The sequence below is a fragment of the Streptantibioticus cattleyicolor NRRL 8057 = DSM 46488 genome (assembly GCF_000240165.1).
Lineage (GTDB): Bacteria > Actinomycetota > Actinomycetes > Streptomycetales > Streptomycetaceae > Streptantibioticus > Streptantibioticus cattleyicolor.
In genome coordinates, this window is sequence record NC_017586.1 from 4,428,136 (window position 1) to 4,449,476 (window position 21,341).

Annotated in this window: 20 protein-coding genes; 11 read left to right on the forward strand and 9 right to left on the reverse strand. The window is 73.0% G+C overall.

Going from position 1 to position 21,341, the window contains the following annotated elements; all coding sequences use genetic code 11:
* The first annotated feature begins 215 nt into the window (after positions 1 to 215).
* The 5 genes from SCATT_RS19530 to SCATT_RS19550 are packed head-to-tail and all read left to right on the forward strand — an operon-like array spanning position 216 to position 5,459.
* Positions 216 to 2,672 (forward strand): sensor histidine kinase, encoded by a 2,457-nt coding sequence (locus SCATT_RS19530; protein WP_157894841.1) that lies wholly within the window; start codon positions 216 to 218, stop codon positions 2,670 to 2,672.
* Positions 2,669 to 3,190: a roadblock/LC7 domain-containing protein gene (locus tag SCATT_RS19535; RefSeq protein ID WP_014144848.1), complete on the forward strand. Its 522-nt coding sequence runs from the start codon at positions 2,669 to 2,671 to the stop codon at positions 3,188 to 3,190. The genes SCATT_RS19530 and SCATT_RS19535 overlap by 4 nt, the downstream gene beginning before the upstream one ends.
* On the forward strand, positions 3,190 to 3,588 hold the full coding sequence (locus SCATT_RS19540; protein ID WP_014144849.1) for a DUF742 domain-containing protein: 399 nt from the start codon (positions 3,190 to 3,192) through the stop codon (positions 3,586 to 3,588). Before SCATT_RS19535 ends, SCATT_RS19540 begins: the two co-directional genes overlap by 1 nt.
* Positions 3,569 to 4,198, forward strand: a complete 630-nt coding sequence (locus SCATT_RS19545; protein WP_014144850.1) for a GTP-binding protein — start codon at positions 3,569 to 3,571, stop codon at positions 4,196 to 4,198. The genes SCATT_RS19540 and SCATT_RS19545 overlap by 20 nt, the downstream gene beginning before the upstream one ends.
* A 31-nt stretch (positions 4,199 to 4,229) precedes the next feature.
* Positions 4,230 to 5,459, forward strand: coding sequence for a styrene monooxygenase/indole monooxygenase family protein (locus SCATT_RS19550; RefSeq protein ID WP_014144851.1), 1,230 nt, complete (start codon positions 4,230 to 4,232; stop codon positions 5,457 to 5,459).
* Positions 5,460 to 5,466: 7 nt separating this feature from the next.
* Here SCATT_RS19550 and SCATT_RS19555 read toward each other — a convergent pair whose 3' ends face one another.
* The 4 genes from SCATT_RS19555 to SCATT_RS19570 form a co-directional block, all read right to left on the reverse strand.
* Positions 5,467 to 6,672: a C40 family peptidase gene (locus SCATT_RS19555; protein ID WP_014144852.1), complete on the reverse strand. Its 1,206-nt coding sequence runs from the start codon at positions 6,670 to 6,672 to the stop codon at positions 5,467 to 5,469.
* A 156-nt stretch (positions 6,673 to 6,828) separates the two neighbouring features.
* Entirely contained in the window at positions 6,829 to 7,098 is a 270-nt protein-coding gene (locus SCATT_RS19560) for a hypothetical protein (RefSeq protein WP_014144853.1), read from the reverse strand.
* A gap of 18 nt (positions 7,099 to 7,116) precedes the next feature.
* A complete protein-coding gene (locus tag SCATT_RS19565; RefSeq protein ID WP_014144854.1) occupies positions 7,117 to 7,860 on the reverse strand; it encodes a TetR/AcrR family transcriptional regulator in 744 nt (247 codons plus the stop codon).
* A gap of 236 nt (positions 7,861 to 8,096) precedes the next feature.
* On the reverse strand, positions 8,097 to 9,020 hold the full coding sequence (locus SCATT_RS19570) for an AurF N-oxygenase family protein (RefSeq protein ID WP_014144856.1): 924 nt from the start codon (positions 9,018 to 9,020) through the stop codon (positions 8,097 to 8,099).
* A gap of 180 nt (positions 9,021 to 9,200) precedes the next feature.
* On the opposite strand from SCATT_RS19570, the gene SCATT_RS19575 reads away from it, so the two are divergent.
* Positions 9,201 to 10,307, forward strand: a complete 1,107-nt coding sequence (locus SCATT_RS19575) for a ferritin-like domain-containing protein (protein WP_014144857.1) — start codon at positions 9,201 to 9,203, stop codon at positions 10,305 to 10,307.
* 9 nt (positions 10,308 to 10,316) lie between these two features.
* On the opposite strand, the gene SCATT_RS19580 is transcribed toward SCATT_RS19575, so the two are convergent.
* The 3 genes from SCATT_RS19580 to SCATT_RS19590 all read right to left on the reverse strand — a co-directional run bounded on the left by SCATT_RS19580 (position 10,317) and on the right by SCATT_RS19590 (position 12,109).
* Complete coding sequence (locus SCATT_RS19580; RefSeq protein ID WP_014144858.1) at positions 10,317 to 11,207, reverse strand: MBL fold metallo-hydrolase; 891 nt, start codon at positions 11,205 to 11,207, stop codon at positions 10,317 to 10,319.
* Positions 11,204 to 11,557: a hypothetical protein gene (locus tag SCATT_RS19585; RefSeq protein WP_014144859.1), complete on the reverse strand. Its 354-nt coding sequence runs from the start codon at positions 11,555 to 11,557 to the stop codon at positions 11,204 to 11,206. The genes SCATT_RS19580 and SCATT_RS19585 overlap by 4 nt, the downstream gene beginning before the upstream one ends.
* Before the next feature lie 135 nt (positions 11,558 to 11,692).
* Complete coding sequence (locus SCATT_RS19590; RefSeq protein WP_014144860.1) at positions 11,693 to 12,109, reverse strand: ATP-binding protein; 417 nt, start codon at positions 12,107 to 12,109, stop codon at positions 11,693 to 11,695.
* A 171-nt stretch (positions 12,110 to 12,280) separates the two neighbouring features.
* Here SCATT_RS19590 and SCATT_RS19595 point away from each other — a divergent pair, with 171 nt between their 5' ends.
* From SCATT_RS19595 to SCATT_RS19615, 5 genes are all read left to right on the forward strand, one after another.
* Complete coding sequence (locus SCATT_RS19595; RefSeq protein WP_014144861.1) at positions 12,281 to 13,156, forward strand: helix-turn-helix domain-containing protein; 876 nt, start codon at positions 12,281 to 12,283, stop codon at positions 13,154 to 13,156.
* Between the two features lie 10 nt (positions 13,157 to 13,166).
* On the forward strand, positions 13,167 to 13,370 hold the full coding sequence (locus SCATT_RS19600) for a DUF397 domain-containing protein (protein ID WP_014144862.1): 204 nt from the start codon (positions 13,167 to 13,169) through the stop codon (positions 13,368 to 13,370).
* 8 nt (positions 13,371 to 13,378) lie between these two features.
* Positions 13,379 to 14,206, forward strand: coding sequence for a TrmH family RNA methyltransferase (locus SCATT_RS19605; protein WP_014144863.1), 828 nt, complete (start codon positions 13,379 to 13,381; stop codon positions 14,204 to 14,206).
* 28 nt (positions 14,207 to 14,234) lie between these two features.
* Positions 14,235 to 15,740 carry an AAA family ATPase gene (locus tag SCATT_RS19610; protein ID WP_014144864.1) on the forward strand — a complete coding sequence of 502 codons (1,506 nt, stop codon included), beginning with the start codon at positions 14,235 to 14,237 and terminating at the stop codon, positions 15,738 to 15,740.
* 174 nt (positions 15,741 to 15,914) lie between these two features.
* Entirely contained in the window at positions 15,915 to 18,392 is a 2,478-nt protein-coding gene (locus SCATT_RS19615) for an ATP-dependent Clp protease ATP-binding subunit (RefSeq protein ID WP_014144865.1), read from the forward strand.
* Between the two features lie 4 nt (positions 18,393 to 18,396).
* Here SCATT_RS19615 and SCATT_RS19620 read toward each other — a convergent pair whose 3' ends face one another.
* Entirely contained in the window at positions 18,397 to 19,857 is a 1,461-nt protein-coding gene (locus tag SCATT_RS19620) for a penicillin-binding transpeptidase domain-containing protein (protein WP_014144866.1), read from the reverse strand.
* Positions 19,854 to 21,203, reverse strand: coding sequence for an FtsW/RodA/SpoVE family cell cycle protein (locus SCATT_RS19625; RefSeq protein WP_014628355.1), 1,350 nt, complete (start codon positions 21,201 to 21,203; stop codon positions 19,854 to 19,856). Before SCATT_RS19625 ends, SCATT_RS19620 begins: the two co-directional genes overlap by 4 nt.
* Positions 21,204 to 21,341 lie beyond the last annotated feature (138 nt).

Consider the following 21,341-nt stretch of genomic DNA (forward strand, 5'->3'; position numbering starts at 1 on the left):
GTAACGCACACCAACGCATCGGGGGACGCCGGATGCGGCCGTTGGGCCGTGTCTTCGCGCGGATGCCCAACTGACTTGTCGTCACTTCGGCTGTCAACCGACGGACGAGAACAGGATTGCGAGAACCGGTGCGGACAACGCGGAGAGGGCGCGCGGAAGCGCGTACACGACCGGCGAGGCCCGAACGGCGAGTGCGGAGACGCCTGGTCACCGCCTTGCTGGTATCCGTCACAGCGGTGCTCGCCGCGGGCGCCCCCGGGGTGGCCGGCGGCGTGGCCGACGTCTCCGAGTCGCAGCGGCTGCTGCGGCTGAGCCAGCTCAACACGGCGGCCATCGCGCTTTCCCACTCGCTGGCCGACGAACGCGCCGACATGGCCGCCTACGTGGCCACCGGACGCGGCGCCAGGAAACCCCCCGCCGCCGCGCACGGCAACACCGTCGGCCGGGGCGTCTCGGAGGAGGAACGGGCCCGGGTCGACCGGCAGACCGCCGAGGTCACCGCGGACGCCGCCGTGCTCGACACCGGCGACTCCACCGACCTGATCCGGGTCACCGGCGACCTGTCCAGCGCCCTGGCCTCGCTGCCGAAGGTGCGGCAGGGCGCCCTGGCCGGACCCGGCGACGCCAAGGCGGCCTTCGACGCCTACACCCCGCTGATCGACGCGCTGGACGCGGTCGGCGGCGCGCTGGCCCGGGCGCTGCCGTCCCGGGCCTCCGACGCCGACACCGCCGCCGGACCCGCGCTGGCCACCGCGGTGGAGGACGCCTCCGCCACCCGGGGCCAGCTGGTCGCCGCGCTCACCGCGGGCGGCACCTCCGCCGCCCTGGCCGGCGGCGCCCAGCAGTCCCGTACCGGTGAGCTGGCGGCGCTCGCCGACTTCAACGCCGCCGCCACCCAGCAGGCCCGTACCCGGTACGCGCAGACCGTCACCGGCGCCGACGTGGCCACCGCCGAGAGCTATCTGCACCGGCTGACCGCCAAGGGCTACCTGACCGCCGCCGACAACCGGCTGCGCACCGCCGACGTGGACGCCGCGCTCGCCGCCCGGGTGGACCGGATGCGGGCCGTGCAGTCCTCGCTGGCCGGCGCCGACACCACCCGGCTGACCCGGCTGCGCGACGACGACGTCACGGCGCTGGAGATCCACGCCGCCGTGGTCGCCTGCTGCGCCCTGATCGCCCTCGGCCTCGGCGTCCGCACCGCCCGCTCGCTGACCCGTCCCCTCGGCCGCCTGCTGCGCTTCGCCACCGCCCACGCGGACGGCGACCGGACCGTCACCGTGCCGGTGGACAGCCACGACGAGTTCGCCGCCGTCGCCCGCGCCGTCGACCGGATCTCCGCGGAGGCCGCCGGGCTGCGCACCGAGGCCGCCGAGCGCGAGCAGGAACGCGAACGCCTCAGCGCCGCGCGCGAGAAGGCGGTCGCCGAACGCGCCCAGCTCCGTCGCCGCTTCGCCGCCGAACGCGACCAGCTCGAACAGCGCCTCACCGCCGAACGCGACGAACTGCGCCAACGCCTCACCACCGAGCGCGACGACCTCCTGCTGCAACTCCACGCCACCCGGCAGGAGGCCCGCGACCGCCAAGGCGGACTCGAAGCCGAGAAGCAGGCGCTGACCGCCCGCCTGGTCGCCCTGGAGAACACCGCGCGCACCACCTACGTCAGCCTCTCGCTGCGCACCCTCGCCCTCGTCGAACGCCAACTCGCGCTCATCGAGGGCCTGGAGGAGCGCGAGCAGGACCCCGACCAGCTCCAGACCCTCTTCCGGCTGGACCACCTGGCCACCCGGATGCGGCGCAACAGCGAGTCGCTGCTGGTACTGGCCGGCGCGGAGACCGGCGGCGGCGCCCAGGCCCGCCCGGTGCCCCTGCTCGACGTGGTGCGGGCCGCCGTCTCCGAGATCGAACGGTACGAGCGGGTGCGCATCGCCTCCCTGCCGCGTACCCGCCTGGCCGGCTTCGCGGCCGACGACACCAGCCACGTGCTCGCCGAACTGCTGGAGAACGCCACCGCCTTCTCGCCGCCCGACGCCGACGTGCGGATCTCCGGCTGGCTGCTGGAGAACGGCGAGGTCATGCTCTCGATCGAGGACACCGGCATCGGCATGCCGCAGGCCCGGCTCGCCGAGGCCAACGCCCTGCTCGCCGACGCCCACCCGGACGACTCGGCGGTCACCGGCGGCCTCGGGCTCCACCTGGTGGCCCGCATGGCCGGCCGGCACGGCGTCCGGGTCCAGCTGCGCGAGCACAAGCAGGGCGGGGTCACCGCCGTGATCGTCCTGCCGCACGCCCTGCTGGCCCGCCCCGACGACGACGGCCGCGGTGAACAGCGCCACGACACCGCCGAGTTGACGGACGTCACGCCCCAACTCCCCGAGCCCCGCCGCGCGGTGGCCCCCGAACCCCCCGCCGAACACGCCCGCCCGCAGGAGGCCCCCGTCCCGGCGGACGCCGCCGAGGCGCCCCGGACCACCGGCAAGGGGCTGCCCAAGCGGGTGCCGCGCAGCAGCGGCCTGTCCGGCGAACCGGCCGCCCGCCTGGGCGGCGGGCCGGTGGACGCCGACGCGCTCCGCCGCCGCCTCGGCGGCTTCGCCCAAGGGCTCCAGGCGGGCCGCCGGGACGCGGAGGCCGAGGCGAAGACCAGTGAACCCTCCGAGGAGGCACGCGGGTGAACGCGTCGAGTACCGACCACAGCACGGCCGGCCTGAGCAACCAGGCACGCAACCTCCAGTGGTTGCTGGGCAACCTCGTCGAGGAGGTGCCCGGCGTGCGCTCGGTCGCCGTGATCTCGTCCGACGGGCTGCTGCTGTGCTCGTCCGAGGCGGACGTCGAGGGGCCGGCCCCGGCCGCGCCCGCCGGACCGGACCGCCCGGGGCCGGGTAAGTCCTCCGGCGACCTGGCCACCGTGGTCTCGGGGCTGGCCTCCCTGACCGACGGCGCCGCCCGGCTGATGGAGGCCGGACGCGTCAAGCAGTCGATGGTCGCCATGGACAACGGCTGCCTGTTCGTCATGGCCATCAGCGACGGCTCGCTGCTCGGGGTGCACGCCACCCCCGAGTGCGACATGAGCGTCGTCGCCTACCACATGGCGCTCTTCGTGGGGCGGGCCGGACACGTCCTCACCCCCGAACTGCGCAGTGAGCTGAGCCAGGCCCGCGGTACGGGCCTCCCGGACGAAAGCGAGCACTGATGCCCGCGCCCTCGCTACCGGTCCGCGGCGCGGACCGCAAACCCTCCCGCGTACGCCCCTACGCGCTCACCGGCGGCCGGACCCGCTTCGGCCACGTGCTGCTGGTCGAGACTTTCGTCGCCACCGTCGACGGCCCGCGGCAGCCGCCGGAGCTGACCTCCGGCGGCATCGGCGCCGGCGTCCTGCCCGAGCTGCGGGCCATCGTCGAACTGTGCCGCAGGATGCGCTCGGTCGCCGAGATCTCGGCGCTGCTGCGCATCCCGCTGGGGGTGGTACGGGTGCTCCTCAGCGACTTGGCCGACCAGGGAAGGATCCGCGTCTACGGCACCGGCACCGCGCCCGGCCAGCCCGACCGCGCACTGCTGGAAAGGGTGCTCAGTGGACTTCGCAGGCTCTGAGGCGATCGTCGCCGGACCGGAGGCGGAGGAGGCCGTCCAGGACTGGCAGAAGGACACCAGCCGGGCCCCGGCGACCGCCAAGATCGTGGTGGCCGGCGGCTTCGGCGTCGGCAAGACGACCTTCGTCGGCTCGGTCTCCGAGATCACCCCGCTGACCACCGAGGCGCTGATGACCCGGGCCAGCGAGGAGACCGACGACCTCGACGGGCTGCCGGAGAAGACCACCACCACGGTCGCCATGGACTTCGGGCGCATCACGCTCGACCAGGACCTGGTGCTCTACCTTTTCGGCACCCCCGGCCAGCAGCGCTTCTGGTTCATGTGGGACGACCTGGCGCGCGGCGCCATCGGCGGTGTCGTGCTGGCCGACACCCGGCGGCTGGCCGACTGCTTCCCGGCGCTGGACTACTTCGAGACCTCCGGCCTGCCGTTCGTGGTGGCCGTCAACGAGTTCGCGGACGCCCCCCGGTACGCCGCCGACGACGTCCGCGACGCGTTGTCGGTGCCGCCGCACGTACCCGTGGTCGTCTGCGACGCCCGGGAGCGCGCCACGGTGATCGAGACGCTGCTGGTGCTGTGCGGACAGGCCCTGGCCGCACTGCCGGAGTAACCCCCCCAGGACCCACCGACCACGAGGAACCATGCGCAAGATACTGATCGTCGGAGCCGGCCAGTCCGGCCTCCAGCTCGCCCTGGGTCTGCAGGACCGCGGCTACGAGGTCACCTTGATGTCCAACCGGACGGCGGACGAGATCCGCACCGGCAAGGTGATGTCCACCCAGTGCATGTTCGCCACCGCCCTCGGCCACGAGCGCGACCTGGGGCTCAACTTCTGGGAGTCCCAGGCGCCGCGCATCGAGGGGCTGGGCGTCTCGGTGGCCGGCCCGGACGGCTCCCGGCCGGTGGACTGGGTGGGCCGGCTGGACGGCTACGCCCAGTCGGTGGACCAACGGGTGAAGATGGCCGGCTGGATGGAGACCTTCGCCGAGCGCGGCGGCCAGCTCGTCATCCACGGCGCCGCCGTCTCCGACCTGGACTACTTCGCGCGCCGCTACGACCTGGTGCTGGTCTCGGCGGGCAAGGGCGAACTGGTGTCGATGTTCGGCCGGGACGCCGCCCGTTCCCCGTACCGCGAGCCGCAGCGGGCGCTGGCGGTGGCCTACGTGCACGGGCTCGGCCCGCGCCCGGAGCACCCGGACTTCCACGCGGTGCGCTGCAACCTGGTGCCCGGGGTCGGCGAGATGTTCGTCATGCCGACGCTGACCACCACCGGCCCGGCCGACATCCTGTTCTGGGAGGGCGTACCCGGCGGGCCGCTCGACGTCTTCCAGGACATCAAGAACCCCGCCGACCACCTCCAGGTCACCCTGGAGCTGATGGAACGCTTCCTGCCCTGGGAGTACGACCGGGCGCGCCAGGTGGAGCTGACCGACGCCGGCGGCACGCTGGCCGGCCGCTACGCCCCCACCGTGCGCAACCCGGTCGGCGAACTCCCCTCCGGCGGCCTGGTGCTCGGGGTCGCCGACGTGGTGGTGGCCAACGACCCGATCACCGGCCAGGGCTCCAACAACGCCGCCAAGTGCGCCGCCTCCTACCTGGACAGCATCCTCGCCCACGGCGACAAGCCGTTCGACCGCGACTGGATGCAGGCCACCTTCGACCGCTACTGGGGTTACGCCCAGCACGTGACGAAGTGGACCAACGCCATGCTCGCCCCGCCGCCCGAGCACGTCCTGAACCTGATCGGGGCGGCCGGGCAGCTCCAGCCGGTGGCCAACCGGTTCGCCAACGGCTTCGACGACCCGTCCGACTTCGAGCACTGGTTCTTCGACCCGGAGCTGGCCGCGGCCTACCTCGCCTCGGTGAGCTGACGCCCGTTCAGCGTCCCTTCGCCGCGTCGGCCGGCGCCCCCAGCGGCGTCGGCCGCCGCGCGTCGGCGGGGATGCCCGGCAGCCGGTAGGTGTCCACCGAGGGGCTGGTGGCGTCCGGGCGGACCGCGCCGAGCACCGGGTTGGCGGCGATCGGGGAGACCTTGACCACTCCGCCCGGCCGCGGCGCCTGCACCACCAGGCCGTCGCCGATGTAGAGGGCGACATGGGTGGCGCCGGGGAAGTAGACGATCAGGTCACCGGGGCGCAGCAGGTCCAGCGGCACCTTGGGCAGGTCGGCCCACTGCTCCTGGCTGGTGCGCGGGATGGCCCGCCCGGCGTGCGCCCACGCCTGCGAGGTCAGCCCCGAGCAGTCGAACGAGTCCGGCCCGGTCGCCCCCCACACATAGGGCTTGCCCAACTGGGCGAAGGCGTAGGCGATGGCCTGCTCGCCGGGGGCGGACGGGGTCCGGCTCACCGAGCCCAGCTTGCCGGAGGCCAGCAGCTCCTTCTGGGCCTGGTCGATGCCGTGCTGCTCCAGCGCCGACAACTCGGCGAGCTGGGCGCCGGTGAGGGAGGCCACCGCCTTCTCCACCGCGGACAGCTTGGCCTTGACGTCGTCGCGGTCCTTGCGCTGCTGGTCGGCGAGGTTGCGCACCTGGTCCAGCGAGGTCTGGGCCTGGGCGGACAGCTCGGTCAGCCGCTTCTCCCCGGCGCGCAACTGCTTGACCAGGGACGCCTGGTTGCCGGCCGCCTCCTGGAGCACATGGGCCACGGCCATCGCCTCGGCCGGGTCCTCGCTGAGCAGCAGTCGCATGTAGGGGGAGACACTGCCGCCCTGGTACTGCTGGCGGGCGATGGCCCCGGCCAGGTCCTGTCCGGCCGACAGGGCGGCCCGTTCGTCGGTGAGCTGCTTGTTGACCGCGTCGGTGCGGGCCTGCTGTTTGTCGAGCTTCTCCTTGGTGGCGTCGTACCGCTCGGTGGCCTGCTCGGCCTGGAGGTAGAGCGTCTGCAACCGGGTGAGCAGCGAGGTCAGGTAGTCGGGGGAGACGAGGGTGGCCGGGGTGCCCGGCAGCGCCGGGGCGGTGGTGCCCGGCTGGTCCGGTGGACTCGGGGCCGCGAACGCCGACGTGGCCGGCGCCGCCAGTACGGCCGAGCCGGCCAGCCCCGCGCAGACCAGCGCGGCGCGCCCCCACCCCCGGGGTCTGCGTACCACTGACATCCCCTCACCTCCGGTCGCCGGCCACTGGTCGGTCGTGTGCCGCAGTCGGCCCGATCCTGTCATGACGGGGGGCGATCCGGTCACCCCGCTGCACACCGGAACGGGGGAACCGGCGTAACGGCGTCACCCCGCCAGGGGATCGGCCGGCGCTCACCGGTTCCGGCGCCGCCACGGCCAGTGGCGTCCGCCGCCCGCGTCACCCGACGGGTCGTACTCGTACCGCCATCTGGTCCGCCGGGGGCGGCCCGCCGGGGCCAGCCGGTAGACCAGGACGGTGGCCGGACCGCCGTCCGGGTCCGGCACCGGGACGGTGTAGACCTTGGGCGGGCGGCCGGTGGGGCCCACCATGACGGCCATCACCCGGCCGTCCAGCGGACCGCCGCTGAACTCGGTTTGCTCGCTGCGCACACAGGTCAGCATCGCACCCCGGGCCGCGGCTCACCCCAGCAGATGGGCCGCCGCGTCCGCCAGCGGAAGGACCCGGCGGGCCAGCCCCGCGGCCGGCCCGTCCGGGCGCTCCTGGGCGAGGACGTCCCGTACCACCTCCGCGCACTGCGGATCGCTCGCCGCCGACGCGGCCAGCACCGCCACGAAGTGGTCCACCAGCCAGTCGCGCAGCTCGTCGGCGCAGGGCTGCCGGTCCTCGTCCAGCCACACCAGCGAGACCGCCTCCACCGCCGCTATCCACGAGCGCACCGCCATCCGCAGCCGGGGGCCGGGGCGTTCCACCGCGAGGTGGGTGAAGACCTGTTCCGCCGCCGCCCGGCGGACCTGGTCGATGATGGCGGTGGTGGTGCTGGTCTCGGTGACGCAGCCGCCGCGCACCAGGGCGGAGAAGCCCGCGGCGTGCCCGGCGACGAAGGCCAGGTAGCGGTCGAGGACGTTGCGCAGCCGCTCGGTGGGCGAGCCGGCCGGCGGTTCCACGAAGCAGTCGGTGAGCGAGCCGGCCGCGCTGCCCAGCGCCGCCTCGTAGATCTGCTGCCGGCCGCCGGGGAAGTACCGGTAGACCAGCGGCCGGGAGGCGCCGGCCGCCGCCGCGATGTCGTCTATCGAGACGTCCTCGGGACGACGGTGGCTGAAGAGTTCCAGCGCGGCCTGGAGCAGTTGCCGCCGCCGTTCCGCCACCGGGAGCCTGCGGTACGCCCCCGGGCCGCCGGTCTCCGCTCCGCCACCGCTGATCATGGCGGGCAGACTAGGCCCTGTCGTCAACATCTCGCCTCCCCCGCGGCGCCTGGCACGCGCGCTCGCGGCGTTGTCGGTCGTCGGCGCAGCCCGCTGCGCTCTCCTCCCTCCGCCTTGCGATCACCCGCTCCCCCAGAGCTTCGCCTGGGGGTACCCCCGACGCCGCGGGGCACCGCCCTCCGGGCGGCCGGCGATCTTTTGACGACAGGGCCTAACGCCCCCGGCGGCCACCCCGGTCAGGCCGCCAGCAGCCCGGAGCTGACCCACAGCCGCCGGCCGGGGCCGGTGAGCAGCCCGATGTCGTCCAGGAAGTCGGTCAGCCGCTTGGCGGAGCGGCACATCACGTCCTTGCGGTGCGGGCTGGTGCGGGCGGCCTCGACGGCGGTACGGGGGTCGAGGCCGACCGCCTCGTACACCTTGGGGCTGATCAGCGAGGCGGCCACCACCCGGGCGGTCTCGCCGGACAGCAGGCGGGTCAGGCCGATCTCCCAGCGCGGCGCGGTCACCGTCTGGCGGCGCAGCTCCTCGCGGGCGTAGCGGACGTGGCGGGCCTCCTCCACCACGTGGATCCGGGTCACCCCGCGCACCAGCGGCTGGACCCGTTCGTCCGGGAAGGTCTGCCGCTGCATCCAGTCGAGGATCTCCTCCACCAGCAAGGTGGCGGTGAAGGCACCGGGGGTGGTGGCCACCGTCTTCATGAACCGGGCGAGGTTGAGGTTGAGTCGGCTGGGCCGGTAGACCGGGGTCCCGCACCGGCGGATGAACCGGGCGAACATCATCGAGTGGCGGCACTCGTCGGCCGTCTCGGTGAGCGCGTAGCGCACGTGGCCGCTGGTCGGGTCGATGTCGTAGATGTGACGCATCAGCAGCTGCATCAGGATGACCTCGAACCATATGCCCATCGAGGCTATGGAGGCCGACTCGTGCCGGCTGAGCGCGATGCGCTGCTCCTCGGACATCCGGTCCCACAGCGGGGTGTCGTACAGCGAGCACAGCTCCGGCGGCCAGAACCACTTGCCGTCCTCGAAGGGCGCGTCCCAGTCCAGTTCGGTGTCCGGGTCGAAGGAGTGCTTGGCGGACGCCTCCAGCAGGCGCTGGGCCACCTGCTCGCGCTCCTTCAACAGGCCGAGTCCGTCGGCCCGGTGGTCGATCACGGTCATCTGGCTGCCACCTTCGACGAGTCGAGCTGCGGGTTACCCGCGGTCACCGTCTTATGAGACTCGGTGTCAGCAAGCCCGTCAAGGGGTGTCGCACGACTTGTTGACCGGTGAGTAAGTTCCGTGTGACGCTGCGAACGAAAGCCACGCGCACAGCCACCCCATCAGGCGGAGGAGGCGTCGGTGTCGACGCACGAGCTCTACGTGGACAGCGCCCACGGCCCCGACTGGCAGTTGCCGGCGGCCGGCCACACCCGACTCACCTGGGAGTACGACGACGGCCGGGACCGGCTGCTCGCCCTGTACCAGAAGGGCAAGGACAAGCAGTGGGACGGCGCCCGGCGGATCGACTGGGACCTGGAGGTGGACCCGTACGACCCGCTGGGCGTCCCGGACCGGAACCTGGCCGTGTACGACACCCCGTACTGGTCGAGGATGAGCGAGCGCGACAAGCGTGACCTGCGCCGCCACTACGCCGCCTGGCAGTTCAGCCAGTTCCTCCACGGCGAGCAGGGCGCCATGGTGTGCGCCGCCCGGATCGTGGAGTCCGTCCCCGACCTGGACGCGAAGTTCTACTCGGCCACCCAGACCATGGACGAGGCCCGGCACGCCGAGATCTACGCCCGCTTCCTGCACGAGAAGGTCGGCCTGCTCTACCCGGTCAACGACCAGTTGCAGACGCTGCTCGGCGACACCCTGCGCGATTCCCGCTGGGACATGCCCTTCCTCGGCATGCAGGTGCTCATCGAGGGGCTGGCGCTGGCCGCGTTCGGCATGCTGCGCGACACCACCGACAAGCCGCTGCCCAAGCAGATCCTCGCCTACGTGATGCAGGACGAGGCCCGCCACGTCGCCTTCGGCCGGATGGCGCTGCGCGACCACTACCAGCAGCTCACCGACGCCGAACGGCGCGAACGCGAGGAGTTCGTGATCGAGGGCTGCTACCTGATGCGCGACCGGCTGCGCGGCGCCGAGATACTGGAGAACTTCGGCATCCCGCGCAAGGACGCCGAACAGCTCACCGAGAACTCCGAATACCTGCGGCTCTTCCGCAAACTGCTCTTCAGTCGCATCGTGCCGTGCGTGAAGGACATCGGCCTGTGGGGCGAACGCCTGCAACGGGCCTACCACGACCTCGGGGTCTTCGAACTCGGCGACTCCAACCTCGATCTGCTGATGGCCCAGGACGAGGAGATCGCCGAGAAGCTGGACGCCGAACGGTTCGCCGCCGAGGAGGCCGCCCGGGTGGCCGAGGTGGCCGAGACGATCCAGGAGGGCACGCGGGGCTGACGGCCCCGCTCACCACCGGTGCGCGGCGAAGTCCACCGGCACCGGTTCCAGGCCCGCGGTCCGTTCCGCCAGGCCGCGCATCCGGCGGGCCATCTCGTCGGCGGGCAGCCGGCGCCGGTCGCCGTGCCCGGGCAGCAGCCACTCGAACCGCAGCCGCGGCACGGTACGGGCCAGCGAGGCGGCCAGCGCCTCGATCGAGTACCAGGTCACGTACCGGGCCACCTCGACGTCCCCGGTCGTGCGCGACCAGTAGAAGCTGTCCCCGCTGAAGCAGTAGCGGTCGTCGGCGACGTAGAGCACGCTGCCGAGGGTGTGGCCGGGCAGCGGATGGCACCACACCCCCTCGGCCACCGGCACCGGCTCCGTGCCGCGCACCACCTGGTCGGCGTCGGGTGCCGCGTCCAGGTCGCCCTCGTGGATCCACAGCCGGGCGCCGAACCGGTCGGCGTAGCGCCGGCCGTGCGCCACGTGGTCGCGGTGGGTGAGCAGGACGTCGGTCACCGGGCCCAACGCCTCGTACCGCGCGGCCAGTTCCTCGCTGTAGCGCGGGGTGTCCACCATCAGGCTGCCGGCCTCGCGGCGCAGCAGGTAGGCGTTGGCGGCGGCGGTCCGCCGCGAGTTGTGGCCGCAGAAGTAGACGTTCTCGTCCAGTGCCATCGGGTACGGGTCGAGCGCCGGGTCGAGGGTGCGGTCGGGTGGCCGGACCGACCGGGTGTGGCAGGCGTAGGCGGCGGCGTGCAGCAGCGCGGTCTCCGCCGCGTCGCGCGGCTGCCGCAGCACCACCGACCGCCCGTCCTCCTCCCCGATCAGCTCCGGCGCGATCTGCCGCGCGACGTCGCAGTTGGTGCAGCGCTCGTCCACGTACCACTCGGCGTGGTGGCGTGCGGGTGTGGTGGTCATGGCCCGTCCCCTTCGCAGGTGTCCGTCCTCTCAGGGATATCCGGTGGCGGGCGCAAAGCAGAAGGGGGTGGGGTTCTTGTGGTTTCCGCGCACAGGCGCTCTGCGGGGGCCGCCGGCCCGAGCGCCCCCAGCAGTGCCTGGAGCTCCCGCCCCAACTGGGGGGTGAGCAACCTTCGTTCACTTTCGGCCAGCGGAACGTCCACCGCCCCGCCGCGCCGCACCAACGCGTCGTTGACCCCACCCAGGATCCGCACCAGCAGCCCGAACGACGCTTCGTCCAGCCGCTTCCCGGCCCCCGCCAACCGCCGTGCGAAGTGCTCCGCCCGGCCCAGGAAGTCCTGATCATCCATGGCGCCATGATCCGCCACCGGATGGCCGGAATGATCCGTTGTGCTGTGTTGTGCCGGTGTTGTGCCACGAGCGACGGAAGTTGAACGATTGACGATCAGCGTGCGTCGCCGCCCCGTCACAACTCGTCCGGACGGTCAGCGCCCCGGCACCGGCGTCGCCAGCTCGAACCACACCGTCTTCCCCCGCGCCGGCCCGTACCGGCACACCCCCCACTCCGCCGCCCACGCCGAGATCAGCGGCATCCCCCGCCCGTGCTCGTCGTCGGCCCCCACGGCCCGCACCACCGGCTCCCCGGGCGCCTCGTCGTGCACCAGCACCCGCAGCACCTCACCACACCGCGCGCCGTGCTCCGCGTACACCGTCACCGGCGCCGAACACCGCGCCCGCGCGCAGGCGTCGACCGCGTTGGTCACCGCCTCCGAGGTGAGCAGCACGGCCACGTCCACATGCGCCCCGCGCCGCGCCAGCGTCAGCAACGTCCGCACCGCCTCCCGCGCGGAGCGCACCCACATCGGATCGGGCGGGAAGACGAGGGAGCATTCGGTGCCCATGCGGTGGCCTCCGGCGGTGGGGCGGGATGGGCGTCCGACGGTAGGGAAACATTTTCCTTAGCCGCAACGATTTCCCCAGGGTTCCACCCTCGCGGGTGACGGTCGGCGGTAACCGGTGGCTCCGTCGCGACGGCATCGACAGACTGCTCGGACGTCACAAGGAGGAACCCGATGGCACCCAGGAGCCGACCCAGCGAGCGGCAGCGCCGCCTCGGCGCCGAACTGCGGAAGCTACGCACCCGCGCCGGGCTCTCCGGTGACCAGGCGGGAGCCCTCCTCGACGCCGACCGCGCCCGCATCAGCAACATCGAGGCCGGTCGCATCGACGTCTCCCGCAACCGCCTGTACAAACTGCTGCGCGCGTACGGCTGCCCGCCGGGCCCGTTGTTCGACGGGATCATGGAGATGGCGCAGGAGCGGGGGAGGGGGTGGTGGGACGGGTACACGGACGTCGTCTCGCGCCACGCCTGCGACCTGGCGGAGCTGGAATCCCGCTCCACAACCATTCGCATGCATGAGCCGCTGTTCATACCGGGACTGCTGCAAACCGCCGACTACGCCCGTGCGGTGATCGGCGAGTCGGAGGCCGATGCCCGACGGATCGAGCGCTTCGTCGAGTTCCGCCTGGCGCGGCAGCGCGTGCTCGGTGCTGGTGTTACCTACCGTGCCGTCATCCACGAGGCGGCGCTGCACGTACAGATCGGCGGTGCCGCGACCATGCGCAAGCAGTTGCTGCGGCTGATGGAGGTCGCCCGACTGCCCAACGTCACCGTGCAGATCTTTCCGTTCGAAGCCGGGGCCTACTCGCCCTACACTTGCTCCTTCGGGATCTACGGCAGCGGGGTCCCGGAGCTCGACACCCTGTACCTCGAACACCCCCTGCGCTACTGGTTCCTCGGGGATGGTGATGACGTCGACGCGTACGCCAAGATGTTCGAGAGGCTCTCGCAACTGGCACTCGACCCGGTCGACCCGCATGCCGCACCGGAGTCCCACGAGGCGCGTGACTCTCTGAGCCTCATCCAGCATGTGATGTACAGCCTGTAGAAGGAGCCCGATGGATCAGCTCGCGTGGCGCAAGTCGTCCTACAGCGGGGGCGGCAATGGAAACTGCGTCGAGATGGCGTCCGGTGACGGCCCCCTCGTCCACCTCCGGGAGAGCGACGACCCCGGGACCGTGCTGACGGCGGCAGCCGGGGCGTGGGCGGCGTTTCTGGACGCGGTGCGGGGCGGGACGTACGACGACGGTGGACGGGGCTGAGGAACGGAATGGCGCAGCGGATCACCACGCGTAACGCGCGGTTCCAGCAGTGGCAGGCGCTGCTGGGCAACCGGAACAAGCGGCAGCGGGCCGGGGAGTTCCTGGTGCAGGGGGTGCGTCCGCTGCGGTTGGCGGTGGAGCACGGCTGGCCGCTGCGGGCGGTGCTCTACGCGGCCGGGCGGCCGTTGTCGCGCTGGGCGGAGGGCATCGTCCGGGACACCGGTGCGGAGCGGATCGCCATGGCACCGGAACTCCTGGCCGAGCTGGGGGAGAAGGACGCGGCGGCGCCCGAGGTGATCGCGGTGGCCGAGCTGCCCGCCGACGACCTGGCCCGGATCCCGGTGCCGGAGGACTTCCTGGGCGTCGTCTTCGACCGCCCGGTCAGCCCCGGCAACATCGGCTCGGTGATCCGCTCGGCGGACGCCTTCGGGGCGCACGGGGTGGTCGTCAGCGGCCACGCCGCCGACGTGTACGACCCCAAGTCGGTGCGGGCGAGCACCGGTTCGCTCTTCGCCGTCCCGGCGGTACGGGTGCCCTCGCCGCGCGAGGTGACGGCGTGGCTGGCGGACCGGGCGGTGACCGTGGTCGGACTGGACGAGCACGGCGAGGCCGACGTGTTCGACTTCGACCTCACCGGCCCCACCCTGCTGCTCGTCGGCAACGAGACCAACGGCCTCAGCACCGCCTGGCGGGACGCCTGCCACCACCTCGTCCGCATCCCCATGGGCGGCTCCGCCAGCTCCCTCAACGCGGCCAACGCGGCGACCACCGTCCTCTACGAAGCCCGCCGCCAACGCCACCGCGCCCCCGCCGTGACCCCGCCCGTCCTCGCCTGACCGCCGGGGCCAGGGTGGGGGAGGTCCGGTGAAGAATGATCTGCTGGTCAAGCCGGACGACCTGGTGGACCGATGCCGGGAGTGGGAGCTGCTCGCGGAGTTCCTTGCCGATCCGGATCCCGCGATGCGGCTCGGCATCGTGTCCGGGCGTTGGCGGCATGGGAAGTCGTACCTGCTGCAGGCCCTGTCCGAGCAGGTCGGCGGCCTGTATGTGACGGCGGTGCGGGAGGAAGGGCGGCTGCCCGCGATCCAGCGGTTCAGCGACGCGGTCGCCGCCTACGCCGGTCTGCGGCAGGGGAGCCTGCGCCTGACGGACTGGCGGGACGTGCTGTCGAACGCCCTCGATGTGACGGCCCGTTCGCCGCACCCGCTGTTGGTGATCGACGAGTTGCCGTATCTGCTCCAGCACTCGCCCGAGATTCCGGGGCTGCTCCAGCAGCTCTACGACGAGCGGCAGCGCGGCTCCCGACCTGCTGCTGGGCCGGGGCCGCGGTTGATCCTGTGCGGTTCCGCGATGAGCGTCATGCACGAGCTGCTGTCCGGGACGAAGCCGCTGCGCGGCCGGGCCGTGGTGGATCTGCGTCTGGGCCCCTTCGACTACCGGGCCAGCTGCGACTTCTGGCGGATCACCGACCCGCTGACCGCGCTGAAGGTGCACGCGGTCCTGGGCGGCGCACCCGGTTACCGTCCGGTGGCCGCCCGCCCGCACCCGGACGACGGCTTCGACACCTGGCTCGCCCGGACCCTGCTCGATCCGGGCCGCGCGGTGTACTCGCGGACCGAGACCGAGGACCTGTTGCGCGAGGACCCGAGGATCACGCAGCACACGCTGTACTACGACATCCTCACCGCGATCGCTCAGGGCGCCACCACCCCCAGCAAGATCGGCGCCGCGCTGGAACGCTCTCGCAACGCCGTCGCCCACCCGCTGGGCGTGCTGGAGTCGACGGGCTACATCCGGCGCGAGCAGGACATCCTGCGTGCCCGGCACCCGGTCATCACCCTCGCCGACCCCGTCATCCGCTTCAACCAGCTCATCACCCTGCCGCAGGCCGCCGCCGTGGAACAGGGTTTCGCCGAGCAGGTCTGGCAGCAGGCCGTCCCGACCTTCAACTCCAAGATCCTCGGCCCGCACTTCGAGGAACTGGCCCGCGACTTCACCCGCCGCTACGCTCACACCCTGCTGCCCGGCGGGCTGCCCGGGCCGGTCGGCACCACCGAGGTCGCCGATCCACAAGCCCGGACGAAACACGAGGTCGACGTCATCGCCCTGGCGGCGGGTGAACGTCCGCAAGCTCCCCGGACGAGGATCGCACTCCTCGGGGAAGCCAAGGCGACGGCCGCCCGCCGGGGTACCGGGGACCTGGAGCGTCTGGAACGCATCCGCTCCCTGCTCGCCGAACAGGGATACGGCACCAAGGACACCACCCTGGCCCTGTACTCACTGCACGGCTTCTACCCGGATCTGATCAAGCTCGCCGACCGCCGTGACGACCTCCTCCTGGTCGACCTGCCCAGGCTCTACGGGGAGTGACCTGGCGAGCGTCCACCGCGTATGCCCCCTGCCCGGAGGGCGGCGACCGGCCCCCCGGTCGCGGGGTTCTCCCGGGCGGGGGAGACCGGGGGGCGTAGGTGCGCGCGGCGCTTTCCGTACGGTCGCCGCCCGGGACCGTGTCGGCGGGACGGGGGCGCGAGGATGTGACGGCCCATGCTGCCCGGTTCTCCGGAAAACCCTCTGAACGACCCGTTCGCCGAGTTGCTCGGCCGGTTCCTGGGGCTGACCCCGCGTTCGGCGCCGCCGGCGGTGCAGCGGGTGCCGATCGGGCGGTTGCTGAGCGATTCGGCGCGTGAGTTGTTGTCGCTGGCGGCCCGGCGGGCCGCCGAGGACGGCAGTGCCGACCTGGACACCGACCATCTGCTGTGGGCGGCCACCCAGCTGGAACCGGTCCGCGCGGTGCTCGCCGAGGCGGGAGCCGACCCGGACCGGATCGCCGAGGAGCTGACCCGCGTCCTGCCCTCCGGCGACCTGGAGCCGGCGGCCAACCCCCAGCTCACCCCGGCCGCCAAGCGCACGCTGCTGGCCGCGCACGCCGCCGCGCAGGCCACCGGCAGCTCCTACATCGGGCCCCAGCACATCCTCCAGGCCCTGGTGGAGCAGCCCGGCAGCGCCGCCGCGCAGGCGCTCGGCTCCCAGCTCGACCAGGGGAGTCGGCGCGAGCTGGGCCGGGCGGCCGGGGCCGGGGCCGGAAAGCCGCCGAGCGACACCCCGACCCTGGACGAGTACGGGCGCGACCTGACCGAGGAGGCCAGGGCGGGACGGCTGGACCCGGTGGTCGGACGGGCCGACGAGATCGAGCAGACCGTCGAGGTGCTCTCCCGGCGGACCAAGAACAACCCCGCCCTCATCGGCGAACCCGGCGTCGGCAAGACCGCCATCGTCGAGGGGCTGGCCCAGCGCGTGGTCTCCGGCGACGTCCCCGCGCCGCTGGCCGGCAAGCGGGTGGTCGCCCTCGACCTGGTCGGCATGGTGGCCGGGGCCAAGTACCGCGGGGAGTTCGAGGAACGCGTCAAGAAGGTGCTGGAGGAGGTGGAGGCCGCCGAGGGCGGACTGATCCTGTTCGTCGACGAACTCCACACCGTCGTCGGCGCCGGCGGCACCGGCGAGGGCTCGATGGACGCCGGCAACATCCTCAAGCCCGCCCTCGCCCGCGGCGAACTCCATCTGATCGGCGCCACCACCATCGACGAGTACCGGCGCCACGTGGAGAAGGACCCGGCGCTGGAACGCCGCTTCCAGCCGGTGCTGGTCCGCGAGCCCACCGTCGAGGAGACGGTGCAGATCCTGGAGGGGCTGCGGGACGCCTACGAGGCCCACCACCAGGTACGTTTCCAGGACGAGGCGCTCACCGCGGCGGCCGAGCTCTCCGACCGCTACCTCACCGACCGCTTCCTGCCGGACAAGGCGATCGACCTGGTCGACCAGGCCGGCGCCCGGGTACGGCTGCGTTCCATGGGGCGCAGCACCGAGGCGGTGGAGATCGAGGACCGGCTGACCAAGCTGCGCCGGGAGAAGGACGAGGCGGTGGCCGCCGAGGACTACCCGCGCGCCGACCGGCTCAAGGGCTGGATCACCCGGGCCGAGGAGGAGCTGGCCCGGCTCGGCGAGCGGCGCGAGGGCGTCGCCGCGGTCACCGCCGCCGACATCGCCGCCATCGTCGCCGCCCGCACCGGCATCCCGGTGGACAAGCTCACCGCCACCGAACGCGAACGGCTGCTGAAGCTGGAGGACGCCCTCCACCAGCGGGTGGTCGGCCAGGACGAGGCGGTCACCGCGGTCGCCGAGGCGGTGCGCCGCAACCGGGCCGGGCTCGGCGACCCCGACCGCCCGGTGGGCTCCTTCCTCTTCCTCGGCCCGACCGGGGTGGGCAAGACCGAACTGGCCAAGGCGCTGGCCGAGTTGCTCTTCGGCGACGAGGACCGGCTGATCCGGTTCGACATGAGCGAGTTCCAGGAGCGCCACACCGTCAGCCGGCTGGTGGGCGCGCCGCCCGGGTACGTCGGCCACGAGGAGGCCGGGCAGCTCACCGAGGCGGTGCGCCGCAAGCCCTACAGCGTCCTGCTCTTCGACGAGGTGGAGAAGGCCCACGCGGACGTCTTCAACCTGCTGCTCCAGGTGCTCGACGACGGCCGGCTCACCGACGCCCAGGGCCGCACCGTGGACTTCCGCAACACCGTGGTCATCATGACCAGCAACATCGGCGCCCAGCGCATCCAGGGGCTGGCCGACCGTCCGCTGACCGAGATCCGCGACGCCCTCCAGCCGGAGCTGCGGGCCTACTTCCGGCCGGAGTTCCTCAACCGGATCGACGACATCATCGTCTTCCACCCGCTCAGCCGGGAGAACCTGGCGGTCGTCGTCGACCTGATGCTGGACCGCAGCCGCCGCCGGCTGCGCGCCCAGGACCTGGACCTGGAGCTGACCGACGAGGCCAGGCAGTGGCTGGCCGACATGGGCTACCAGCCGGAGTTCGGCGCCCGGCCGCTGCGCCGGGTGATCCAGTCCGAGCTGGACAACCGGGTGGCGAGCCTGCTGCTGGAGGGGGCCGCCGAACCCGGTGACACCGTCGTGGCCGAGGTGGCCGACGGCGAGCTGTCCTGCACGGTGCGGCGGAAGGAGAGCGCCTGAGCGGTCAGCCGCCGCCCAGCACCGCGGAGATCACCGCCTTGGCCACCGGAGCCGCGTTGCCGCCGCCGGAGATGTCGGCCCGGTCGGCGGCGGCGTCCTCCACCACCACGGCCACCGCCACCGGCGCCGCCGACGCCCCCTTGGGCCGCGCCCAGCAGATGAACCAGGCGTACGGGGTGCCGGTGTTGCCCACCCCGTGCTGGGCGGTGCCGGTCTTGCCGCCCACTTCCACGCCGGGGATCGCGGCGTTGCCGCCGGTGCCGTCGGTGACCACGCCGAGCATCATCCGCTGGAGCAGCCCGGCGGTGCGCGCGCTCATCGCCCGGTGCAGCACGGTGGGGCGGGTGACGGCGACCACCGAGCCGTGCGCGTCGGTCTCCTGGTCGATCAGGTAGGGGGCCATCACCACTCCGCCGTTGGCGACCGCCGCGGCCACCATCGCCATCTGCAACGGGGTGGCCCGGGTGTCGTACTGGCCGACGGAGGACAGGGCGAGCTGCGCGCCGTCCATGGCGGTGTCGAAGACCGAGCCGGTGACCCGGGAGGGGATGGCCGGCCCCGCCGCGTCGAAGCCGAACGACTCGGCGGTGCGCACCATGGCCGGCAGCCCGACGTCCACGCCGAGCTTGGCGAAGACGGTGTTGCAGGACAGCTCCAGGGCGCGGCGCAGCGAGGCGTCCGCGCAGCCGTCGGCCTCGTTGGCCAGCCGGGTGGTGGTGCCGGGGAGCTGGTACGGGTCGGGGGAGTCGGTGGCCGCCTCCGGGTCGGTGACCTTGCCGGACTCCAGCGCGGCGGCGGCGGTGACCACCTTGAACGCGGAGCCGGGCGGATAGGTCTGCCGGATCGCCCGGTTGAGCAGCGGCCGGCCGGGGTCGGCGGTCAGCCGCCGCCAGGCGGCCACGTCGGCCGGGCCGGCGCCGGCGAAGGAACCCGGGTCGTACGAGGGGCTGGAGACCAGCGCCAGGATGCGGCCGGTGGCCGGTTCCAGCGCGGCCACCGCGCCGGTGCGCCCGCCGAGCGCGTCGAAGGCGGCCTTCTGCGCGGCGGGCGAGACGGTGGCCCGCACCCGGCCGCCGGGGGCCTGCGCGCGGGTGACCGCCTGCCACAGCGGCACCGGGGCCAGCCGCGGATCGGTGCCGGAGAGCACCGCGTCCCCGGCGTTCTCCAGCAGCGTGGTGCCGAACGTCTGGGAGGCGTAGCCGGTGACCGGGGCGTAGCGGGGGCCCGCGGTGTAGGTGCGCCGGTACCGCAGCCGGCCACCGGTGTCCCGGGAGCCGGTGAGGCGTTCCGGCCCGGCGTAGATGTCACCGCGCGGCCGGTCCCAACGGACGATCAGGGAACGCCGGTTGGCCGGGTTGCGGGCGAGCGAGGGCGCCTGGACGAACTGCACCCGGTCGGCGTTGACCAGCAGGGCGGCCAGCAACAGGGCGCAGAAGACGGTGACATGGCGGACGCAGCGGATCACGGCGTCTCCGGGCGGGCCGGGTGGTGCGCGCGGGCGGCGTCGCTGAGCCGGATCAGCAGCGCGATGATGATCCAGTTGGTCACCACCGAGGAGCCGCCCTGGGCCAGGAACGGCATGGCCATCCCGGTCAGCGGGATCAGATCGGTGACCCCGCCGGCGATCACGAAGACCTGGAGGGAGAGGATCGCGGCGAGCCCGGTGGCCAGCAGCCGCCCGAACGGGTCCCGCAGCGCCAGCCCCGCCCGGTAACCGCGGGCGGCCAGCAGCGCGTAGAGCAGGAAGAGCACGGTGAGCCCGGTCAGCCCCAGCTCCTCGCCCGCGGTGGCCAGGATGAAGTCGGACCTGGCGGCGAAGCCGATCAGGATGGAGTGGCCCTGGCCGAGCCCCGCGCCGAGCAGCCCGCCGGCCCCGAACGCGAAGAGCGCCTGCGCCAGTTGGCCCGCGCCCTGCCCGGTGGTGGTGCCGGCCAGCGGATGGAGCCAGGCGGTGACCCGGCCGTGCACATGGGGTTCGAGCGAGCCGACCACCGCGGCCCCGGCCACCGCCAGCAGCAGCCCCACCGCGATCCATCCGGTGCGCCCGGTGGCCACGTAGAGCATGATCACGAAGAGGCCGAAGAAGAGCAGCGAGGTGCCCAGGTCGGTCTCGATCACCAGCACCCCGACGCTGACCGCCCAGATCGCCAGCACCGGGCCGAGCACCCGTCCGGTGGGCAGCCGCAGCCGCCACACCCGGCGCCCGGTGAACACCAGCGCGTGCCGGTTGGCGGCCAGGTACGCGGCGAAGAAGACGGCCAGCAGGATCTTGGCGAACTCCCCGGGCTGGATGGAGAAGGCGCCCACCCGGATCCAGATGCGGGCCCCGTTGACCGCCGGGAAGAACACCGGCACCACCATCAGCACCAGCGCCACGGCCATCGACAGATAGCCGTACCGGGCCGGCACCCGGTGGTCGCGCAGCGCCGCCACCACCACCGTGAACAGCGCGATGCCCAGCGCCGACCACATCATCTGGGTGGGCGCCGCGGCCCGCCCGGGGGTCTGCAGGTCCAGCCGGTAGATCAGCACCAGCCCCAGCCCGTTGAGGAGCACCGCGATCGGCAGCAGCAGCGGATCGGCGTTGCGGGCCCGCAGGCGCACCGCCAGGTGGGCCAGCCCCGCCAGCCCCGCCAGCGTGCCGCCGTAGCCGGCCACCCCCGGCGGCACCGCGCCGCGCCGGGCCAGCCCCACCTCCACGTACCCGTACAGCGGGATCAGGACGGCCGGGACGAGCAGGGCCAGTTCCGCGCCGCGCCGCTCGGGCCGCCGTACGGCGGGCGGGGGAGCGTCCGCCGTCGTGGTGCGCATTGCCGGCATGGCTGGCAACTTAGCAAGGGATGGGCGGCATGCCCGGGATGTCACAGAAGTGATCTTCGCCGGGAACGGTGGCGTGAACGGCTCGGCCCGGACGCATCCGGGGGGTGCCGCGTCCGGGCCGAGTGGCCT

Coding starts and splice junctions, on each gene's coding strand:
- SCATT_RS19540 (WP_014144849.1), top strand. CDS start 3,190: ATGCCCGCGCCCTCGCTACCGGTCCGCGGCGCGGACCGCAAACCCTCC.
- SCATT_RS19550 (WP_014144851.1), top strand. CDS start 4,230: ATGCGCAAGATACTGATCGTCGGAGCCGGCCAGTCCGGCCTCCAGCTC.
- SCATT_RS19560 (WP_014144853.1), bottom strand. CDS start 7,098: ATGCTGACCTGTGTGCGCAGCGAGCAAACCGAGTTCAGCGGCGGTCCG.
- SCATT_RS19565 (WP_014144854.1), bottom strand. CDS start 7,860: ATGATCAGCGGTGGCGGAGCGGAGACCGGCGGCCCGGGGGCGTACCGC.
- SCATT_RS19570 (WP_014144856.1), bottom strand. CDS start 9,020: ATGACCGTGATCGACCACCGGGCCGACGGACTCGGCCTGTTGAAGGAG.
- SCATT_RS19580 (WP_014144858.1), bottom strand. CDS start 11,207: ATGACCACCACACCCGCACGCCACCACGCCGAGTGGTACGTGGACGAG.
- SCATT_RS19585 (WP_014144859.1), bottom strand. CDS start 11,557: ATGGATGATCAGGACTTCCTGGGCCGGGCGGAGCACTTCGCACGGCGG.
- SCATT_RS19590 (WP_014144860.1), bottom strand. CDS start 12,109: ATGGGCACCGAATGCTCCCTCGTCTTCCCGCCCGATCCGATGTGGGTG.
- SCATT_RS19595 (WP_014144861.1), top strand. CDS start 12,281: ATGGCACCCAGGAGCCGACCCAGCGAGCGGCAGCGCCGCCTCGGCGCC.
- SCATT_RS19600 (WP_014144862.1), top strand. CDS start 13,167: ATGGATCAGCTCGCGTGGCGCAAGTCGTCCTACAGCGGGGGCGGCAAT.
- SCATT_RS19605 (WP_014144863.1), top strand. CDS start 13,379: ATGGCGCAGCGGATCACCACGCGTAACGCGCGGTTCCAGCAGTGGCAG.
- SCATT_RS19615 (WP_014144865.1), top strand. CDS start 15,915: ATGCTGCCCGGTTCTCCGGAAAACCCTCTGAACGACCCGTTCGCCGAG.
- SCATT_RS19625 (WP_014628355.1), bottom strand. CDS start 21,203: ATGCGCACCACGACGGCGGACGCTCCCCCGCCCGCCGTACGGCGGCCC.